Origin of the sequence: Paraburkholderia sp. MM5384-R2 (assembly GCF_014201025.1) — a bacterium.
Lineage (GTDB): Bacteria > Pseudomonadota > Gammaproteobacteria > Burkholderiales > Burkholderiaceae > Paraburkholderia > Paraburkholderia tuberum.
In genome coordinates, this window is sequence record NZ_JACHDI010000015.1 from 30,269 (window position 1) to 48,992 (window position 18,724).

The following is an 18,724-nucleotide window of genomic DNA, read 5'->3' on the forward strand; positions in this document are numbered from 1 at the left end:
GCGGGCGGCAACAGCCGGCAGTGCAGCACCCACCCCATCACGGAGCCTGGACATGAGCGATGCGTCGACATCTGCGGGACGGCTGGACGGCCATACCATCGTGATCCGCGACAACGGTCACCGCGTGCGCGTGATTCACGGCGGCGTGACGATGGCCGACACCCAGGCCGCGCTGACGCTATCGGAGACCGGCCTCGCCGACGTGTTCTATTTCCCGCGCGAGCACGTGAACATGGCCCGGCTCGAACGCTCGACGCACACGTCGCATTGTCCGTTCAAGGGCGACGCGTCGTACTTCCATCTGCGCACCGAAGATGGCGTGATCGAGAACGCGGTGTGGTGCTACGAGGCGCCGTTTGAGCAGGTCAGTCGCATCAAGGGCTATCTCGCTTTTTACGCATCGCGCGTCGACCGCATCGATCAGACGTCCTGATCCCGCAGTCGGCGCGTTCATCGGGGAGGTTGTCATGGAACTGAACGACGCGTTACGGATTCCGCTGGCGCCGTCCGAGGTCTGGGACGCGTTGCAGGACCTCGCGCTGTTGCGTGCCAGCCTCGACAACTGCGAGTCGTTCGTGCGTCTCGCTCACGGCGAATACGCGCTGACGATGACCGTGCCGCTCGGCCCGTTGCGCGCGCATTATCAGGCGCGCGCGCACGTCGCCGGTCAGGATTCCGGCCCGGCTGACGCGCAGCGCCGCACTATCAACTTCAAGGCCCTGGCCGAGGGCATCGGCGCGTTGCGCGGTCAGATCGAAGTGCGTTTGCGCGCGGACGAGGGGCGGGAGCGCGGCACGCGCATCGACTACACACTGTGGGCGACGTCGTCGGGACCGCTCGCCGAGCTGCCGACGCGCCAGCTCGAGAACGCCTTGCGTCAGATCGCCGACGATTTTTTCGCCGAGTTCGACGCCGTCGTGCGCGCCAAGCACGGCAAAGGGCCGAACCGCGCGCGTGGCACGGCGCCGCGTCGCCAGTACGTGTTTTTGCGGCCGATCACCCTCGGCGGCATCGCGCGGCGAGCGCGCATCGAGCACAGCCATGCGCTGTCGGGGCGCGCGGCGAGCGCGTCGCATAGCTGGTCGCATCACGAGCCCGGTCAGCATGTCGTGCCGTACTGGGCGTGGGCCGGGATGATCTTTCTGGTCGCACTATTATTGTATGTCGCGCGCTGGTTCAGCGAGCATTGAGGCCGCGAGCCGCGCGCGGCCCCTGATGGAACGTGCGACAGACATCCCCGCGCGACTACGAAATCCCGGTGACGCACTACGAAATAGCGGTGCTCCCGCCGCCTTCATCTAATCCCCGCGAAACTCCCGCCGCCACGCGCTCGGCGACGTACGAAACGCGTCCGCGAAATGCTGCCGCAGCGATGCTGCCGAGCCGAATCCGGCGCTCGCCGCGATCGCTTCGACCGACTCGTCGGTGCTTTCCAGCAGCTGTTGCGCACGCGCGAGCCGCTGCGCGAGCAGCCACGCGCCGACGGTGGTGCCGGTCGCGAGCCGGAAGCGCCGCGTGAAGGTGCGGCGGCTCATCAACGCGCGCGCGGCGAGCGTGTCGAGCGTATGCGGCGCGGCCAGGTTGCCGCTCACCCAGTCGAGCAGGCCGGACAGGCGATCGCCGCGCGGCTTCGGCGGCATCGGCTGCTGCACGTATTGCGCCTGGCCGCCCTGGCGATGCGGCGACACGACCAGCCGGCGCGCGACGTGGTTCGCCACCCGCGCGCCGCAGATCTTGCGCAGCACGTGCAGGCAGCAGTCGAGGCCGGCGGCGGTGCCGGCCGAGGTCAGCACGTTGCCGTCGTCGACATACAGCACGTCGGCGTCGAGTCGCACGCGCGGGTAGCGGCGCGCGAAGTCGTCGGCCCAGGCCCAGTGCGTCGAAGCGGGCCGTCCATCGAGGATGCCCGCGGCGGCCAGCACGAAAGCGCCAAGGCACAGGCCGACGAGCAGCGCGCCGCGCGCATGCGCGGCCCTCAGCGCGTCGAGCAGCGCGGCGGGCGGGATTTCGGCGGGATCGCGCCAGCTCGGCACGATGATCGTCTGTGCGTCGGCAAGCGCTTCGAGTCCGTGTATGACCGCGATCGAGAAGCCCGCGGTCGTCGCGAGCGCGCCTGTCTCCGCGGCGCAGACGCGGAAGTCGAAGTCGGGAACGCCGCCGGCGCGACGGTCCTCGCCGAACACGACGCACGGCACCGACAGATGGAACGGGCTGATGCGGTCGAACGCGACGACGGCGACGACGTGGCGCGGCGCCTGATCGGAGACGTCGTCGGAAGATGCGAGGGTGGTCATGCCGGGCGCCTCATGAAAGCCATAAGTATGGCCCGATTCTAGCGAAGGTTGTCATTCGGGCCGCTGTCGACGGGCGGGCAGCGGAGCAACAATGCCGTCATTGCCGTTGCGCCGCGGCCACCGCGCTGGGCGCGCGCCATCGACCGCTTTTTCTGACAAGGAGCCTTGCCATGAGCACACCCGCGCCGCGCCGTGCGCTGATCGTCATCGACGTGCAGAACGAATACGTGAGCGGCGACCTGCCGATCGAATTTCCGGACGTGCGCACGTCGCTCGCCAACATCGGTCGCGCGATCGATGCAGCGCGCGCCGCCAGCGTGCCGGTCGTGATCGTGCAGAACCTCGCGCCCGCCACCTCGCCGCTGTTCGCGCGCGGCAGCGCGGGCGCGGAACTGCACACGGTCGTCAGCTCGCGCGCTCATGATCATTTCGTCGAGAAGTCGCTGCCGAGCGCATTCGCTGGGACCGATCTGGCCGATTGGCTCGCCGCCCGGCAGATCGATACGCTGAGCGTCACCGGCTACATGACCCACAATTGCGATGCCTCGACGATCAACCACGCGGTGCATGCTGGCCTCGCCGTCGAGTTCCTGCACGACGCAACCGGCTCGGTGCCGTATGAAAACAGCGCGGGCTTCGCGAGCGCGGAGGAGATCCATCGCGTGTTCAGCGTGGTGCTGCAGTCGCGCTTCGCGGCGGTCGCGAGCACCGATCAATGGATCGCGGCGCTAAAGAGCGGCGCGCCGCTCGAGCGCGGCAACATCTATGCGTCGAATCAGGCGGCGCGAGCGCGCCGGGCGGTTGCCTGAACCCGGCGCAGGGGCGGTGGCCCGGTCCAAAAACAGAAACGGGCGGTTCACCGAACCGCCCGCTGTTCCAATCCGTCACCCTCGCGCGCCTTCTACGCCGCCTTCCTGCGCAACGCCGGACTCAGGCGCAAGGCGTCGAACATCGCTTCCACCATCTGCTGCGCTTGCGCGCCGAAGTCGGTCGCGTCGGGCAAAAACAGCATGTCGCGCAACGAGCCGCCGACGAACGCGTGGACCATCGCCGCGGCAAGCTTCGTGTCGAGGTCGGCGGGCATCTGGCCTTTGGAGATCGCATTGCGCAGACCGCCCTCGATCTTCGCGAGCCCCTCGCGCATATTGGTCTGATACCGTTCCATCACCGGCCCCATATCTTCGACCAGCTCGCACTTCAGAAACAGAATGTCGAACACGCGGCGGCGGCGGGGATCGTTGGCAGTGTCGCGCAGGCAGACCACGCAGATTTCAATCAGGCGCCCGAGCGGATCGCCTTCGTTGGGATCGAGCGACGCCGCCTTCAGTTCGTCGAGCGGCAGCAGCACGCGGTCGAACATTTCGGTGAACAGCTCACTCTTATGCGCGAAATGCCAATAAATGGCGCCGCGCGTGACACCCGCGGCCTGGGCGATATCGGCCAGCGACGTGCGCGATACACCCTTCTCGAAGAAGACCAGTTCGGCCGCGTCGAGAATCCGGTTGCGCGTCTCCAGCGCCTCTTCTTTGGTTCTTCTGACCATATTGGTGTAGCCTGCGCTGATCCTGGGGTTTATGCGGACAGTTTTAAGTCGGTCTGATGACACTTTGACTACTTCTGAAGCGAATTGCGACGCGAATCTGCGGTACCCCAGCCTCGGAAGATATGAATGCGCTTTTACATGCATTCACGAATGTATATATAATAGCACCCCACGATCGGATAGCCCAAGCCGTGACGAGCAGTTAATATCCGTCACTGTTGCCTTTCGAAAGCGCTTTCGCGGCCGCCAAACGGCGGCGCCGTGCGGCATTCCCCGGTATGGCGCATTCGTAGCAGGGTGCCCTGCAGGCGCAGGTTTGCATCCATAGGCTTCCGGTCGAGCGTCGCCAGACGCTTGTGTGCGCTGTCGTCCCCGGGGTAGGGATGCGCGCACTTTTTCATTACTCAGTCTTTGACAGAGGTCGCTCCATGCGCGTCGAACGGGTTCCATTCCGCTTAATCAGTGCCGCGACGGCTGCCATCTTGCTGGCGGCGTGCGGACCAAAACAATCTGCCCCGCCGCCACAGACGCCCGAAGTCGGCGTCGTCACCCTCCAGCCGACGACCGTGCCCGTCGTCACCGAACTTCCCGGCCGTACCAGTGCCTTCCTCGTCGCGCAGGTGCGCGCGCGGGTCGACGGCATCGTGCTGCGCCGTGAGTTCACCGAGGGTAGTGAGGTCAAGGCCGGCCAGCGTCTGTACAAGATCGATCCGGCGCCGTACATCGCGTCGTTGAACAACGCGAAGGCATCGCTCGCGAAGGCGCAGGCGAACCTGGTGACGACCACCGCGCAGGCCAATCGCTACAAGGTGTTGGTCGCGGCGAACGCGGTCAGCAAGCAGGACTACGACAACGCGGTCGCCGCCGAAGGCCAGGCCGCCGCCGACGTCGCCGCGGGCAAGGCCGCGGTCGATACCGCGCAGATCAACCTCGGCTATACCGACGTGACCTCGCCCGTGACCGGCCGGATCGGCGTGTCGCAGGTCACGCCGGGCGCATTCGTGCAGCAGAGTGCGGCCACGCTGATGGCCACGGTCCAGCAACTCGATCCGGTCTACGCCGACCTCACGCAATCGAGCCTCGATGGTCTGAAGCTGCGCCGCGAGGTCCAGGAAGGGCGTCTGAAGACGACCGGTCCGGGCGCCGCGCAGGTGACGTTGGTGCTGGAAGACGGCCGCGTCTACTCCGAGAAGGGCAAGCTGCAGTTCACCGACGTGACCGTCGACCAGGGCACCGGCTCGGTCACGGTGCGCGCGATCTTCAAGAACCCGAACCACGTGCTGCTGCCGGGCATGTTCGTGCGCGCGAAGATCGACGAGGGCGTCAACCAGAACGCGCTGATCGTGCCGCAAGTCGGCGTCACGCATGACCAGAAGGGTCAGCCCACCGCGCTCGTCGTCGGCAACGACAACAAGGTCGAGCTGCGTCAGCTCGTCACCTCGGGCACCTTCGGCTCGTACTGGGTGGTGTCGAACGGCCTCAAGCCGGGCGACCGCGTGATCGTCCAGGGCACCGACAAGGCGCGTCCCGGCCAGCAGGTCAAGCCCGTGCCGGCGCAGTTGCCCGGCAACCCGGCTTCCGAGGCCGCCGCAAACGGCGCCCAGACAGGTCAACCCGCGGCTCAGCCTGCCTCCGCCGCCTCGGGCGCGTAATAACAGGGAGCCCGCCTCATGGCAAAGTTCTTTATTGATCGCCCGATTTTTGCATGGGTGATCGCCATCATCCTGATGCTCGCGGGTATCGCGTCGGTGTTCACGTTGCCGATCGCGCAATACCCGACCATCGCGCCGCCGTCCATCCAGATCAGCGCAACCTATCCGGGTGCTTCGGCGAAGACGGTGGAAAACACCGTTACGCAGGTGATCGAGCAGCAGATGAGTGGTCTGGACCACCTGCTGTACCTCGCGTCGACCTCGGACGACTCGGGCACGGCCACCATCACGCTGACGTTCGCGGCCGGCACCAATCCTGACATCGCGCAGGTGCAGGTGCAAAACAAGCTGCAGCTCGCCACGCCGTTGCTGCCGCAAGCGGTGCAGCAGCTCGGCACCAGGGTCACGAAGTCGAGCAGCAGCTTCCTGATGGTGATGGCGTTCGTGTCGACCGACGGCAGCATGAACAAGTACGACCTCGCGAACTACGTGGCGTCGAACATTCAGGATCCGATCAGCCGTATCGACGGCGTGGGCACGGTGACGCTGTTCGGCTCGCAGTACGCGATGCGGATCTGGCTCGACGCGAACAAGCTGAACAACTTCGGCCTGACGCCGCTCGACGTCTCCTCCGCGCTGCAGGCGCAGAACGTGCAGGTCGCGGGCGGCTCGCTCGGCGGTACGCCGTCGGTGCCGGGGCAGGTGCTGCAGGCCACGATCACGCAGGCCACGCTGCTCAATACGCCCGAGCAGTTCGGCAACATCCTGCTGAAAGTGAACCAGGACGGCTCGCAGGTGCGTCTGCGCGACGTGGCGCGCGTCGAACTGGGCGGCGAAAACTACAACTTCGACACCAAGTACAACGGTCAGCCGACGGCAGGCTTCGGTATCCAGCTGGCCACGGGCGCGAACGCGCTCGCCACCGCGAAGGCGGTGCGCACGAAGATCGCCGAACTGTCGAAGTACTTCCCGCACGGTCTGGTGGTGCAGTACCCGTACGACACGACGCCGTTCGTGCGCCTGTCGATCGAGGAAGTGGTCAAGACGCTGCTCGAAGGTATCGTGCTGGTGTTCCTCGTCATGTACCTGTTCCTGCAGAACCTGCGCGCCACGCTGATCCCGACGATCGCGGTGCCGGTGGTTCTGCTCGGTACCTTCGCGATCATGAGCGTGGTCGGTTTCTCGATCAACGTGCTGTCGATGTTCGGTCTCGTGCTCGCGATCGGCCTTTTGGTGGACGACGCGATCGTGGTGGTGGAAAACGTCGAGCGGGTGATGCAGGAGGAGGGCTTATCGCCTCGCGAAGCAACCCGCAAGGCGATGGACCAGATCACCGGCGCGCTCGTTGGCGTGGCGCTCGTGCTGTCGGCGGTGTTCGTGCCGGTGGCGTTCTCGGGCGGCTCGGTGGGTGCGATTTACCGGCAGTTCTCGCTGACGATCGTCGCGGCGATGGTGCTGTCCGTGCTCGTCGCGCTGGTTCTGACGCCGGCGCTGTGCGCGACGATCCTGAAGCCGATTCCGAAGGGTCATCACGAAAAAGCCACCGGCTTCTTCGGCTGGTTCAACCGTACCTTCAACACCAGCCGCGACAAATACCACTCTGGCGTGCACCACGTGATCAAGCGCTCGGGCCGCTGGCTCATCATCTACATGGTGGTGATCTTCGCGGTGGGGCTGTTGTTCGTGCGTCTGCCGAAGTCGTTCCTGCCTGACGAAGACCAGGGCACGATGTTCGTGCTCGTGCAAACGCCATCGGGCTCGACGCAGGAAACCACCGCCCGCGCGCTGAAGGACGTGTCGGACTATCTGCTGAACGACGAGAAAGCGATCGTCGAATCGACCTTCACGGTGAACGGCTTCAGCTTCGCGGGTCGCGGCCAGAACGCGGGTCTCGTGTTTGTGCGGATGAAGGACTACTCGCAGCGTCAGCACGCGGACCAGAAAGTGCAGGCACTCGTTGGGCGTCTGTTCATGCACTTCAGCAGCTACAAGAACGCGGTCGTGTATCCGGTCAATCCGCCGTCGATTCCTGAACTCGGCACCGCGGCGGGCTTCGACTTCCAGCTGCAGGACCGCGGGGGTCTCGGTCACGCGAAGCTGATGGAAGCGCGCAACATGCTGCTCGGTCTGGCGGCGAAAGATCCGACGCTCGCGCAGGTGCGTCCGAACGGCCTGAACGATACGCCGCAGTTCAAGGTGAGCATCGACCACGAGAAGGCTTCGGCGCTCGGCGTGTCGCTTGCCTCGATCGACCAGACGTTCTCGATCGCTTGGGCCTCGTCGTACGTGAACAACTTCCTCGACACGGACGGCCGGATCAAGAAGGTTTACCTGCAGGGCGACGCACCGTTCCGGATGAAACCGGAAGACGTGAATGCCTGGTTCGTGCGCAACGGCGCGGGCGCGATGGTGCCGTTCTCGGCCTTCGCGAGCACCGAGTGGACCTACGGTTCGCCGAAGCTCGAGCGCTATAACGGTATTTCGTCGGTGGAAATCCAGGGTGCGGCCGCGCCGGGCAAGTCGACCGGTCAGGCGATGGCGGCGATGGAACAGATCGTCACCAAGCTGCCGGCGGGAGTCGGCTACGAGTGGACGGGTCTGTCGCTGCAAGAGCGTCAGTCGGGTTCGCAGGCGCCGATCCTGTACGGCATCTCGATTCTCGTCGTGTTCCTGTGTCTCGCGGCGCTGTATGAAAGCTGGTCGATCCCGTTCTCGGTGATCATGGTGGTGCCGCTCGGCGTGATCGGCGCACTGCTGGCCGCGACGCTGCGCGGGCTCGAGAACGACGTGTTCTTCCAGGTGGGTCTGCTGACCACCGTGGGTCTGTCGGCGAAGAACGCGATTCTGATCGTGGAATTCGCGCGAGAACTGCAGCAGGGTGGAGGCATGGGACCGATCGAAGCCGCGCTCGAAGCGGCGCGTCTGCGCTTGCGTCCGATCCTGATGACCTCGCTCGCGTTCATTCTCGGCGTGCTGCCGCTCGCGATCAGTAACGGCGCGGGGTCGGCCAGCCAGCACGCGATCGGTACCGGCGTGATCGGCGGCATGTTGACGGCGACCTTCCTCGCGATCTTCATGATCCCGATGTTCTTCGTCGTGATTCGCGCGAAGTTCGGCGGTGAGAAGGAAGACCCGGATGAGGCGCTGCGCCACTATGAACAGCACCATCCGCACGATCCGCAAGGCGGCGCGGCGGGTGGCACGACCGACGGGTCGGATGGCAATGGCTCGGGCAAGGATGGGCATTGAGATGCAAAAACACTCTTTGATCGCAGTGGCGGTCGCGCTGCTCGCCACGGGTTGCACGCTGGCGCCGCACTACCAGCGGCCCGCCGCGCCCGTGACGGCGACTTTCCCGACGGGCGGCGTGTACGACCAGCAGCCGGGCGCGCAGGGCGCGCGCGGCGCGAACGGCCTGGCTGCCGCCGACATCGGCTGGCGCGACTTCTTCGTCGATCCGCGTCTGCAGCAGCTGATCGAAATCGCGCTGAAGAACAACCGTGATCTGCGTGTGTCGGTGCTGAACATGCAGGCGTCGGCGGCGCAGTACCGTATCGTGCGCGCGGGCCTGTTCCCGACGCTCGACGCCGCGGCTTCGCAAAGCCGGCAGCGCACGCCGCGCGATCTGCTGGCGTCGCCCAACGGCCCGACGATTACCAACACGTATTCGGTGGGCTTGAACGCGTCGTGGGAAATCGACTTCTTCGGGCGCGTGCAAAGCTTGAGGGATCAGGCGTTGGCCACGTACCTCGGCACCGCGCAGGCGCGCAAGTCCGCGGAAATCGCGCTGGTGTCGCAGGTGGCGAACCAGTACATGACGGTGCTCGAACTGGACGATCTGCTGAAGGTCACGCAGAACACGCTGAAGACGGCGCAGGAGTCGTTTCGGATCACGAAGCTGCAGTTCGAGAACGGCACCGGTTCGGAACTCGATCTGCGCCAGTCGCAAACGGTTGTCGAAACCGCGAGCGCGGACCTGCAGGCGCAGACGCGTTTGCGGGCTCAGGCTGACAACGCGCTGGTGCTGCTGATCGGCGAGCCGTTGCCGGCTGATCTGCCGGGCGGCCTGCCGCTGAACGACCAGAGCCTGCTCACGGATATTCCGGCGGGCCTGCCGTCCGATCTGCTGACGCGCCGTCCCGACATCATGGAGGCCGAGGAAAATCTGCTCGCGGCCAACGCGAACATCGGCGCGGCGCGCGCGGCGTTCTTCCCGAAGGTCACGCTGACCGGCAGCGCCGGCACGCTGAGCCCGACGCTCGGCGGGCTGTTCAAGCCGGGTTCGGCGGCGTGGAGCTTCGCGCCGTCGATCACGCTGCCGATCTTCGAGGGCGGTCAGAACATGGCCAACCTCGATCTCGCCAACATCGAGAAGAACGTGCAGATCGCCACGTATGAAAAGGCGATCCAGACGGCCTTCCGCGAAGTGGCGGACGGACTGGCCGCGCGCGGCACGTACGACGAGCAGATCGCGGCGCTCGAGCGGGATGTCGCGGCCGAGCAGCGCCGGCTGGATCTGTCGACCCTCCGTTATACGAGCGGTGTCGACAGCTATCTTTCGGTGCTGACCGCGCAGACCTCGTTGTACGTGGCTCAGCAGGCGCTGGTCACCGCGCGCATGGAACGTCTGCAGAACCTGGTCACGCTGTACCAGGCGCTCGGCGGCGGCTGGATCGAGCACAACGGCGAGCAGCCGCGTCCCGCCGACGCGCCGGTCGACTACGGTGCGGCGAGCGCACCGGTCGCGGCTTCGGCGGCGACGGCAGGGTAAGCGCTGCGGCTCGACGAACCGCAGAAGTAAAGCAAAAACGCCACGGCATGCCGTGGCGTTTTTGTTGATTCGCGGCGTTCGGTGCCGCTCGCCGCATCACCGATGCATCAAAAGCTCAATGCAGATCCGCCGCTCGCAGCATCTCGTTGCTCTGCGGTGCGCCGCCCGCGCTGGCGTCGAGATCGTGCCCGGCGCGGCGAAGCTCGCTCTTCGCCATCTTCTCGCCCTTCACGCCGTTGAAGATCAGGTTCAGCGCGACCGCCGACACCGACGCGAGCAGAATCCCGCTATGTAGCAGCGGCGACAACGCCGGCGGCAGTTGCGAGAAGAAGTGCGGCGAGACGACCGGCACGAGGCCGAGCCCGATGCTGACCGCGACGATGAAGAGGTTGTGCTGATTCCTCACGAAGTCGACGCGCGACAGCACCTTGATGCCGTTCGCCGCGACCATGCCGAACATCACGATGCCCGCGCCGCCGAGCACGAACGCCGGCACCGACGCGACCACCTGCGCCATCTTCGGGAAGAGGCCGAGCAGCACGAGGATCACGCCGCCCATCGCGCAGACGAAGCGGCTCTTCACGCCGGTCACGCCGATCAACCCGACGTTCTGCGAGAACGACGTATGCGGGAACGAGTTGAAGATGCCACCGATCAGCGTGCCGAGACCGTCGACGCGCAAGCCGCGCACCAGCGTTTTCTGATCGACCGGACGATCGACCATGTCGCCGACCGCGAGAAACATGCCGGTCGATTCGATGAACGTGACGAACATCACGGTGACCATCGTCGCGATCGACAGCGCATCGAAGTGCGGCAGACCGAAGTGGAACGGCATCACGAAGCCGACCCACGGCGCGTGCATGACGCCGTCCAGGTTGACCCGGCCGAGCATCAGCGCGATCGCGAAGCCCGCGACGATGCCGAGCAGCACCGAGATATTGGCGACGAACCCCCTGGCAAACCTGTTGATCAGCAGGATCAGCGTCAGCACGAGCAGCGACAGGCCGAGATAGACCGGATTGCCATAGTCGGGATTGCCGACACCGCCGGCCGCCCAGTTGATGCCGACCTCCATCAGCGACAGGCCGATCACCGAAATCACGACGCCGATCACGACCGGCGGGAAGAAGCGCAACAGCTTGCCGACCGCGGGCGCGAGCAGAATGCCGATCACGCCGGCCGCGATCGTCGAGCCGAAGATGTCGAGGATGCCGAGCGAAGGATTGGTGCCGATCGCGACCATCGGGCCGACGGCCGCGAACGTGCAGCCCATGATGACGGGCAGGCGGATGCCGAAGATCCACAGTCCGAGCGTCTGGATCAGCGTGGCGATGCCGCAGGAAAACAGATCGGCGCTGATCAGGAAGGCGACCTGGTCTTTCGGCAGCTTCAGCGCCGCGCCGATGATCAGCGGCACCGCGACAGCGCCAGCGTACATGACCAGCACGTGCTGGATGCCGAGAGTGAGCAACTGGCCCGCCGGTAGGCGCTCGTCGCACGGGTGAACCGTGTTCGCTTGCATATCGTCTGTCTCCACCATCTCGTTTTGGGATGACTCCAAGGTATCGGGGACGAAAAGTCGCAACAAGACCATACGTGGCTATTCCGGCATTCCCGGCGGCGATATGCAGAGACCTGTTTTGAAAGGCAAATTAAAGCCACGAGTGGGACGGATCGGCCGTCGGACGCCAGAGAGCCCTATGCAGTGGGGGCCGCGGGCGGTGCATGGCGTGCGCGGCGCGGGTTCGTCGCGCGAGGGGATATGTGTGAGAATCAATGACGTGTATCACGCTTCGCGCATAGTCCTGTTTTGATGACGCTCGCAGCACGACGGGGTTAACCCGCGAATGGTTTTTTTTCGCGTGTTTTCCGAGCCGTTTGTTCAACGTTCGCGGCGTCTGTGCAGCTTCGCCTTTGAGCTTCGCTTTCCCACTTCGTCGCCAGTCTCGCTGGCTCCTTCTTCACCTCGTTTCAACGTCCCTGCGCTCATGAGTTTTCTCGGCATCGATCTCGGCACCGGCTCCCTGAAAGCGGCAATCGTCGACGAACATGGACGCGAGCAGGCGGTATCGAGCGTCGCTTATGCGCTCGTTACGCCGCACGCGGGTTGGGCCGAAATCGACGTCGAGACCTGGTGGAACGCGCTCGTCCATGCGATGGCGGGCCTGCCGCGCGAGCTGCGTGACGGCGTGCGCGCGATTGGCTTCTCTGGCCAGATGCACGGCGTCGTGCTGCTCGATGCAAACGGCGCAGCGGTGCGGCGCGCCATGCTGTGGCCGGACTCGCGCGCGCTCGCCATGCTCGACGCGTGGCCCGAGCCGCAACCGAATCCGGTCGCGCCCGGCATGGCCGGACCGCTGCTGCGCTGGCTCGTGCTGCAAGAACCGGATGCCGCGCGCCGCACGCGCTGGGCGCTGCAGCCGAAGGACTGGCTGCGCGTCGCGCTCGGCGGCGCGTGCGTGACCGATGCGTCCGACGCGTGCGCGACCGCGCTCGCCGATCCCGCCGGCGCGTGGGACACGGCGCTGCTGCAACGCCTCGAGATTCCGTCTGAGTGGTTCGCGCCTGTGGCGCCGTCGTATGCGGCGGCGGGCGCGCTGTCGCCGCAGGCAGCACAGGCACTTGGCTTACGGGCCGGTATCGTGCTCGCCACCGGCGCCGCGGATACGCCGTGCGCGGCGCTCGGCAGCGGACTCGTGCGTGACGGCGACGCGCTGCTGACGACCGGCACCGGCGGACAGATCGTCGTGCTCGCGAACGACGAGCCTGCGCCGCTGAAGGGCTTGCATCGCTATCGCGCGGCGAGCGATCACTGGTATCGGATGGCGGCGATGCAGAACGTCGGCATCGCGCTGGAGCGGGTGCGCGGGTGGCTGTCGTTTGGGTGGGCGGAGGCTTACCGAGAGGCATTTGACGATGCGGCTGATGCGAGGGCTCATGCCGCCGCTGAAGTGGCGTCGACGCTGAGCTTCCTGCCGTACCTGACCGGCGAGCGCACGCCGTGGCTGAACCCGCAGGCGCGCGGCGGCTGGCTCGGTTTGTCGCTCGAGCATACGCGCGGCGCGATGATGCGTGCCGCGTTCGAGGGCGTCGCGTTCTCGTTGCGCGCGGGGCTCGATGCGATTCGCGCGAGCGGCGCGCCGGTGACGGCGCTCAAGCTCGCGGGCGGCGGCTCCGTCGACGCGCGCTGGCGACAACTGCTCGCCGATGCGCTCGACGTCGACCTGCATGCGGTCGATTGCCCGAACGCGGCGCCGCGCGGCGCGGCGATCCTCGGCGGTCTCGCGTGCGGCCACTGGCAGACGCGCGATCTCGCCGCGCTCGCGCCGGGCGCGACGCGCGTCGCGGGTCCACGAGGCGATGCGGCGCTTGCTGAACGCTATGCGCGCTTCGTCGATCTGTATGGCCGGGTCGAGCCGTGGTTCGGTGGTAGCGCGCCGGGCGAAGCGAAGTGACAGCGACGGCGTTGAACACGGTGCCGAGCGCAGCCATCGGCGCCGCAGCCTTCACGCACTATGCAATACCATGACGCTTTTCGCGTGTCACGTAGTCGCCGGCACGCGATGCCATTTCGCATTCACGCACTCACGGACTCACAGGAGCATTGACGATGAAGACCAAAGCAGCAATCGCATGGAAAGCCGGCGCCCCGTTGACGATCGAGGAAGTCGATCTCGAAGGTCCGCGCGCCGGTGAAGTCCTGATCGAAGTGAAGGCGACGGGCATCTGCCACACCGACTACTACACGCTGTCGGGCGCCGATCCCGAAGGCATCTTCCCGGCGATTCTCGGCCACGAAGGCGCGGGCGTGATCGTCGATGTCGGGCCGGGCGTCGGCACGCTGAAGAAGGGCGATCACGTGATTCCGCTCTACACGCCCGAATGCCGTCAGTGCAAGTTCTGCCTGTCGCGCAAAACGAATCTCTGCCAGGCGATCCGCGCGACGCAGGGCAAGGGCCTGATGCCCGACGCGACCTCGCGCTTCTCGCTCGATGGCAAGCCGCTGTTCCACTACATGGGGACGTCGACGTTCTCGAACTACATCGTCGTGCCGGAGATCGCGGTCGCTAAGGTGCGTGAAGACGCGCCGTTCGACAAGATCTGCTACATCGGCTGCGGCGTGACGACCGGCGTCGGCGCGGTCGTGTATTCGGCGAAGGTCGAGGCGGGTGCCAACGTGGTGGTGTTCGGGCTCGGCGGTATCGGGCTGAACGTGATTCAAGGCGCGAAGATGGTCGGCGCGGACAAGATCATCGGTGTCGATCTCAACCCGGGCCGCGTCGAACTCGCGAAGAAGTTCGGCATGACGCACTTCATCAACCCGAACGAAGTCGAGAACGTCGTCGATCACATCGTGCAGTTGACCGACGGCGGCGCCGACTACTCGTTCGAATGCATCGGCAACGTGAAGGTGATGCGCCAGGCGCTCGAATGCACGCACAAGGGTTGGGGGCAGTCGTTCATCATCGGCGTCGCGGCGGCGGGCGAAGAGATCAGCACGCGGCCGTTCCAGCTGGTGACGGGCCGCGAGTGGAAGGGCTCGGCGTTCGGCGGCGCGCGAGGCCGCACCGACGTGCCGAAGATCGTCGACTGGTACATGGAAGGAAAGATCAATATCGACGATCTGATTACGCACCGTCTGCCGCTCGAGCGCATCAACGAGGGCTTCGAGCTGATGAAGAAGGGCGAGTCGATCCGCTCGGTCGTGCTCTACTAAGCGAGGAGCGTCGCGATGCTCGAACTACTATCGTCGCACGCCTGCCACGGCGGCGAGCAGCGCTTTTACCGGCACGAGTCGCGCACCATCGGTCTGCCGATGCGCTTCTCGGTCTATCTGCCGGCGCAGACGTTGCGGGGCAATGCGAAGGTGCCCGCGCTGTTCTACCTCGCGGGGCTGACCTGCACAGAAGAGACGTTCGCGATCAAGGCCGGCGCGCAGCGCTTCGCGGCCCGGCACGGCGTCGCGCTGATCGCGCCGGATACGAGCCCTCGCGGCGCGGGCGTGCCAGGCGAGAGCGATGCGTGGGACTTCGGCGTCGGCGCGGGCTTTTATGTCGACGCGACCGAGGAGCCGTGGGCGCGGAACTACCGCATGTACTCGTACGTGCGCGACGAGCTGCGCGAAACGGCGCTTGCGAACCTGCCGATCGATGGCGCGCGTCTCGGCATCTTCGGTCATTCGATGGGCGGCCACGGCGCGCTGATGCTCGCGCTGCGCAATCCGGACATTTATCGGTCGGTGTCGGCGTTCGCGCCGATCGCGGCGCCGATGCGTTGTCCGTGGGGCGAGAAGGCGTTTAGCGGTTATCTCGGCGAGAACCGTGAAGCGTGGAAGCAGTACGACGCGAGCGAGCTGGTTTCGCAAGCGACGCACAAGTTCGCGGAAGGGATTCTCGTCGATCAGGGGCTCGCGGATCAGTTCCTGCCCACGCAGCTCAATCCCGACGTATTCGAAGCGGCGTGCAAGGCCGCGGGTCAGCCACTGGCGTTGCGCCGGCATGCGGGTTACGACCACGGCTACTACTTCATCTCGACGTTCGTCGAGGATCATCTCGCGCATCACGCGAAGGTGTTGCTCGGCTGAACAACGTCGTAAAACGCGGGGCAAAAAAAACGGCGGCACTTCATGTGCCGCCGTTTTTTCATTTGATCGGCGTAAGCGCCGCTCAATGCCGCTTCAACAGACTCCCGCCATACACCACCGCCGACAGCGCGGTGATCCAGAAGCTCGTCGGGCAATCGGTATAGAACGCGAGCGTCAGCCCGAGCCACGCCTGAGCGAGCGCGAACCCGGCCGCGAGCACGAGACCCGTCGACAGCCGCGTGCTCAGGTTCTGCGCGGCGGCGGCCGGCCCCACCATCAGCGTGAACACGAGCAGCACGCCGACGATCTGCGTGCAAGCGGCGACGGCTAGCGCGGCGATCGCGAGAAACAGCACCGACACGCGGCGCAGCGACACGCCTTTCGCTTCGGCCAGCTCCGGTTGCAGCGACGCGAACAGCAGCGGCCGCATGATGGCCGCGAGCGCGGCCAGACTGACGACGCCCAACGCCGCGAGCACACCGAGCGTCGCTGCATTGACGCCGAGCACGTTGCCGAACAGCAGCGCCGTCACCTGCGTCGCGTAGGCGGTGAAGAAATGCAGAAACAGCAGCCCAAAGCCGAGCGACAAGGAAAGGATTACGCCGATCGCGACGTCGCGGCCGGCGAGCCGTTCGCCGAGCGCGCCCATGCCCACACCGGCCGCGAGCGTGAAGCCGATCATCCCCCAGAGAGGCGAGATGCCGATCAGCACCGCGCCGGTCGCGCCGGTGAAGCCGACGTGCGACAGCGCGTGGCCCGCGAACGTCTGTCCGCGCATCACCAGAAAATAGCCGACCACGCCGGCCAGCACCGCGACGATCCCCGAGGCCGCGAATGCATTCACCATGAAATCGTATTCAAACATCGTGCGTGTGTCCGTCGCGTGAGTCGTGCGGGTCTGGGTGACTGTGCGAGTGGCTGTGCGAATGCGTATGTCCGCCGTCCTCGTCGTGTTCGTGCTCGTGATCGTGCTTCTCGACTTCGACGCCGCCCGACATCACGAAGATGCGGCCGTTCACGCGCATCACGTCGATCGGCGAGCCGTACAGACGCGACAGCACCGGCCGCGTGATCACTTCGTCGACGGTGCCGAGCGCCGCGACGCCGTTGCCGAGATACAGCACGCGATCGATCGAGTTCAGCAGCGGATTGAGTTCGTGCGCGGAGAACAGCACCGCGATGCCGAGCTCCTGCTGCACGCGCCGCACCAGTTCGACGACGCTCTTCTGGTGATGCGGATCGAGACTGATCAACGGTTCATCGAGCAGCAGCAGTTTCGGATTGCCGAGCAGACATTGCGCGAGCAGGAGCCGCTGCCGTTCGCCGCCCGACAACTCCGACAGTGGCCGCTTCGACAGATTCGTCCCGCCGACGAGCTCTAGCACCCGATCGACGTCCGCGCGCGTTTTTGCATCCGCATGCGGCAAGCCCCAGCGATGACCATCGGCTGCCATCGCGACCAGATCGCGGCCGCGCACGCGACGGCCGGCGAGCGCGCTGCGCGTCTGCGGCATATAGCCGATCGACGCGTTGCCGCGCTCGACCGTCTGCCCGAGCACGCGGATCGCGCCGCCCGCGGCCGGCACGAGGCCGAGCACCGCGCGTATCAGCGTCGTCTTGCCCGCGCCGTTGGGCCCGAGCACGCCGATGAACTCGCCCTGGTTCACGACGAAGCTGGTGTCGCGCAGGATCGTGCGGCCGCCCAGATCGAGCGTCGCGTTGTCGAGTTCGAGCACGGGCCGGTCGCCGCGCGCGGTGGGTGCGCCTGATTGCGCACCTGCTGGCGTTTGATGGCCAGTCGGAATCATGGAGCCTTTCCTTTCGCGCCCGCGCTGGTCGCGCCGATCGCGCCGTTCGTGTCACCCGCCGCGAGCGCTTTCTGCAATGCATCGAGCTGCGTCAGCATCCACGTCTGATAGGTCTTGCCGGCCGGCAGGGTTTCGGTGACGCTCATCGTCGGTACCTTCGATTGTTGCGCGAGCTTCAGCATGCGTTTGGTCAGCGCCTCGGTGGCCTGGCTGTTATAGATCAGCACGCGCACGCGCCGCTCACGCAGATCGCGTTCGAACGCGGCGATATCGGCCGCGCTCGCTTCGGTGTCGTTCATCGTGGCGAGCTGGAAGCGCTGGTTGCGCATGGCGAGGCCAATCGCGTCAGACATATAGCCGAACACCGGCTCCGTCGCCGTGACCGGCAAGCCCGCATAGCGGCCGTGCAGCTCGGCGACCTTCGCGTCGATCGGCTTCAGCGAATCGAGAAACTGCGCGAGGTTCGCATCGTACGCCGGCTTGTGCGCCGGGTCAGCAGCGCTGAGTGCGTCGCAGACCGCGCGCGCGACTTTCGGCATCGTCGCCGGGTCGTACCACAGGTGCGGATTGTCGCCGCCTTTTTTGCCGACGAGGTCGGCCGCGATGATCACCGTGCGATGCGCGCCTTTCGACGCGGCCAGCAGCTTCGCCATCCACGGATCGTAGTCGGCGCCGTTGTAGACGACGAGGCTCGCGTGCTGCAACGCGCGCGCGGTGGCCGGGCTCGCTTCGAACAGATGCGGGTCCTGGTCCGGGTTGCTGAGGATGCTGGTCACGTCGACGCGATCGCCGCCGAGTTGCCGGACCACGTCGCCATAAAAGTTCTCCGCGGCGACGACCGGAATTTTCGCGTCGGCGGCGAACGCGTTGTGGCCGAAGCCGAGCGCCGCGATCGCGAGCAGGCAGGTGCACAGATGGGTGCGCACAGACGTCGAACGCTTCAGCGCGCGGTGCGCTCTGGACAACATCAAGCCGGTTGTTTTCATCGTTGTTTCCTGCTGGGTGAGAGTTGAATCAGCCACTCGCGGTGGCAAGGCCAAATATGGGGTGGCGCTTGGCGCGGCGCCGC

Annotated in this window: 15 protein-coding genes; 9 read left to right on the plus strand and 6 right to left on the minus strand. The window is 65.9% G+C overall.

Going from position 1 to position 18,724, the window contains the following annotated elements; translation table 11 throughout:
- The first annotated feature begins 52 nt into the window (after window positions 1-52).
- On the plus strand, window positions 53-433 hold the full coding sequence (locus HDG37_RS22535; RefSeq protein ID WP_184023015.1) for a DUF427 domain-containing protein: 381 nt from the start codon (window positions 53-55) through the stop codon (window positions 431-433).
- A gap of 34 nt (window positions 434-467) precedes the next feature.
- Window positions 468-1,190 carry a CoxG family protein gene (locus HDG37_RS22540; protein ID WP_018421687.1) on the plus strand — a complete coding sequence of 241 codons (723 nt, stop codon included), beginning with the start codon at window positions 468-470 and terminating at the stop codon, window positions 1,188-1,190.
- Between the two features lie 108 nt (window positions 1,191-1,298).
- On the opposite strand, the gene HDG37_RS22545 is transcribed toward HDG37_RS22540, so the two are convergent.
- Entirely contained in the window at window positions 1,299-2,294 is a 996-nt protein-coding gene (locus HDG37_RS22545) for a helix-turn-helix domain-containing protein (RefSeq protein WP_184051436.1), read from the minus strand.
- A 170-nt stretch (window positions 2,295-2,464) separates the two neighbouring features.
- Here HDG37_RS22545 and HDG37_RS22550 point away from each other — a divergent pair, with 170 nt between their 5' ends.
- Window positions 2,465-3,103, plus strand: coding sequence for a cysteine hydrolase family protein (locus HDG37_RS22550; RefSeq protein ID WP_184051438.1), 639 nt, complete (start codon window positions 2,465-2,467; stop codon window positions 3,101-3,103).
- 92 nt (window positions 3,104-3,195) lie between these two features.
- On the opposite strand, the gene HDG37_RS22555 is transcribed toward HDG37_RS22550, so the two are convergent.
- A complete protein-coding gene (locus HDG37_RS22555; protein WP_184051440.1) occupies window positions 3,196-3,837 on the minus strand; it encodes a TetR family transcriptional regulator in 642 nt (213 codons plus the stop codon).
- A gap of 428 nt (window positions 3,838-4,265) precedes the next feature.
- Between HDG37_RS22555 and HDG37_RS22560 the strand changes: the two genes are divergently transcribed.
- From HDG37_RS22560 to HDG37_RS22570, 3 genes are read left to right on the plus strand one after another with little or no spacing between them, the layout of a single operon-like run.
- Entirely contained in the window at window positions 4,266-5,489 is a 1,224-nt protein-coding gene (locus tag HDG37_RS22560) for an efflux RND transporter periplasmic adaptor subunit (RefSeq protein ID WP_184051442.1), read from the plus strand.
- 18 nt (window positions 5,490-5,507) lie between these two features.
- Entirely contained in the window at window positions 5,508-8,738 is a 3,231-nt protein-coding gene (locus HDG37_RS22565; protein ID WP_184051444.1) for an efflux RND transporter permease subunit, read from the plus strand.
- Window position 8,739: 1 nt separating this feature from the next.
- Window positions 8,740-10,260 (plus strand): efflux transporter outer membrane subunit, encoded by a 1,521-nt coding sequence (locus tag HDG37_RS22570; RefSeq protein WP_184051446.1) that lies wholly within the window; start codon window positions 8,740-8,742, stop codon window positions 10,258-10,260.
- Window positions 10,261-10,375: 115 nt separating this feature from the next.
- Here the strand turns inward: HDG37_RS22570 and HDG37_RS22575 are convergent, their stop codons facing one another.
- A complete protein-coding gene (locus tag HDG37_RS22575) occupies window positions 10,376-11,785 on the minus strand; it encodes a nucleobase:cation symporter-2 family protein (RefSeq protein WP_184051448.1) in 1,410 nt (469 codons plus the stop codon).
- Between the two features lie 466 nt (window positions 11,786-12,251).
- Here HDG37_RS22575 and HDG37_RS22580 point away from each other — a divergent pair, with 466 nt between their 5' ends.
- The 3 genes from HDG37_RS22580 (at window position 12,252) to fghA (ending at window position 15,847) form a co-directional block, all read left to right on the plus strand.
- A complete protein-coding gene (locus HDG37_RS22580) occupies window positions 12,252-13,718 on the plus strand; it encodes a xylulokinase (RefSeq protein WP_184051450.1) in 1,467 nt (488 codons plus the stop codon).
- A gap of 155 nt (window positions 13,719-13,873) precedes the next feature.
- Window positions 13,874-14,980: an S-(hydroxymethyl)glutathione dehydrogenase/class III alcohol dehydrogenase gene (locus HDG37_RS22585; RefSeq protein WP_184023024.1), complete on the plus strand. Its 1,107-nt coding sequence runs from the start codon at window positions 13,874-13,876 to the stop codon at window positions 14,978-14,980.
- Window positions 14,981-14,995: 15 nt separating this feature from the next.
- Window positions 14,996-15,847 (plus strand): S-formylglutathione hydrolase, encoded by an 852-nt coding sequence (gene fghA / locus HDG37_RS22590; protein WP_184051453.1) that lies wholly within the window; start codon window positions 14,996-14,998, stop codon window positions 15,845-15,847.
- Window positions 15,848-15,929: 82 nt separating this feature from the next.
- On the opposite strand, the gene HDG37_RS22595 is transcribed toward fghA, so the two are convergent.
- Genes HDG37_RS22595 through HDG37_RS22605 form a run of 3 tightly spaced genes read right to left on the minus strand, consistent with a single transcriptional unit; the run spans window position 15,930 to window position 18,641 of the window.
- Complete coding sequence (locus tag HDG37_RS22595) at window positions 15,930-16,712, minus strand: metal ABC transporter permease (RefSeq protein ID WP_184051455.1); 783 nt, start codon at window positions 16,710-16,712, stop codon at window positions 15,930-15,932.
- Window positions 16,705-17,655, minus strand: coding sequence for an ABC transporter ATP-binding protein (locus HDG37_RS22600; protein ID WP_184051457.1), 951 nt, complete (start codon window positions 17,653-17,655; stop codon window positions 16,705-16,707). Before HDG37_RS22600 ends, HDG37_RS22595 begins: the two co-directional genes overlap by 8 nt.
- The gene (locus HDG37_RS22605; RefSeq protein WP_184051459.1) at window positions 17,652-18,641 is read right to left on the minus strand and encodes a metal ABC transporter solute-binding protein; all 990 of its coding nucleotides are present in this window, start codon (window positions 18,639-18,641) and stop codon (window positions 17,652-17,654) included. The genes HDG37_RS22600 and HDG37_RS22605 overlap by 4 nt, the downstream gene beginning before the upstream one ends.
- Window positions 18,642-18,724: the final 83 nt, after the last annotated feature.

Excerpts from the sequence above, each read along its gene's own strand:
- HDG37_RS22580 (WP_184051450.1), top strand. The coding sequence starts at position 12,252 with ATGAGTTTTCTCGGCATCGATCTCGGCACCGGCTCCCTGAAAGCGGCA.
- HDG37_RS22555 (WP_184051440.1), bottom strand. The coding sequence starts at position 3,837 with ATGGTCAGAAGAACCAAAGAAGAGGCGCTGGAGACGCGCAACCGGATT.
- HDG37_RS22570 (WP_184051446.1), top strand. The coding sequence starts at position 8,740 with ATGCAAAAACACTCTTTGATCGCAGTGGCGGTCGCGCTGCTCGCCACG.
- HDG37_RS22550 (WP_184051438.1), top strand. The coding sequence starts at position 2,465 with ATGAGCACACCCGCGCCGCGCCGTGCGCTGATCGTCATCGACGTGCAG.
- HDG37_RS22605 (WP_184051459.1), bottom strand. The coding sequence starts at position 18,641 with ATGAAAACAACCGGCTTGATGTTGTCCAGAGCGCACCGCGCGCTGAAG.
- HDG37_RS22585 (WP_184023024.1), top strand. The coding sequence starts at position 13,874 with ATGAAGACCAAAGCAGCAATCGCATGGAAAGCCGGCGCCCCGTTGACG.
- HDG37_RS22595 (WP_184051455.1), bottom strand. The coding sequence starts at position 16,712 with ATGTTTGAATACGATTTCATGGTGAATGCATTCGCGGCCTCGGGGATC.
- HDG37_RS22575 (WP_184051448.1), bottom strand. The coding sequence starts at position 11,785 with ATGCAAGCGAACACGGTTCACCCGTGCGACGAGCGCCTACCGGCGGGC.
- HDG37_RS22540 (WP_018421687.1), top strand. The coding sequence starts at position 468 with ATGGAACTGAACGACGCGTTACGGATTCCGCTGGCGCCGTCCGAGGTC.
- fghA (WP_184051453.1), top strand. The coding sequence starts at position 14,996 with ATGCTCGAACTACTATCGTCGCACGCCTGCCACGGCGGCGAGCAGCGC.
- HDG37_RS22565 (WP_184051444.1), top strand. The coding sequence starts at position 5,508 with ATGGCAAAGTTCTTTATTGATCGCCCGATTTTTGCATGGGTGATCGCC.
- HDG37_RS22545 (WP_184051436.1), bottom strand. The coding sequence starts at position 2,294 with ATGACCACCCTCGCATCTTCCGACGACGTCTCCGATCAGGCGCCGCGC.
- HDG37_RS22600 (WP_184051457.1), bottom strand. The coding sequence starts at position 17,655 with ATGATTCCGACTGGCCATCAAACGCCAGCAGGTGCGCAATCAGGCGCA.
- HDG37_RS22560 (WP_184051442.1), top strand. The coding sequence starts at position 4,266 with ATGCGCGTCGAACGGGTTCCATTCCGCTTAATCAGTGCCGCGACGGCT.
- HDG37_RS22535 (WP_184023015.1), top strand. The coding sequence starts at position 53 with ATGAGCGATGCGTCGACATCTGCGGGACGGCTGGACGGCCATACCATC.